This is a genomic window from Desulfocastanea catecholica (assembly GCF_054657295.1).
Window position 1 is genome coordinate 1 of the sequence record NZ_BAAHYZ010000190.1, and the last position, 240, is coordinate 240.

Consider the following 240-nt stretch of genomic DNA (forward strand, 5'->3'; position numbering starts at 1 on the left):
GTGATGGTAAATGTCTGGCTGTCGACACCCTCAGAGTTCTGGGCACTCACCGTCACCGCAAAACTGCCGGGTGCATCAGGGACCCATTGCAGCAGCCCGGTCACCCGGTCGATGGTCATGCCCGCAGGACCACTATTGAGGATATAGCTGGGAACTGGGAGACCTGTCGCATCTACATCATATTGATATGTTGCACCTGCTACTGACGTGACCGGCGGTGCCGATTCAATCTGCGGCGCT

At 57.1% G+C, this 240-nt stretch carries 1 protein-coding gene; it reads right to left on the minus strand.

Translation table 11 applies throughout. The features are described 5' to 3' along the window. Positions 1-240, minus strand: a 240-nt coding sequence (locus ACYQ8U_RS23465; protein WP_459947960.1) for a putative Ig domain-containing protein, incomplete at both ends; no start/stop codon positions are given.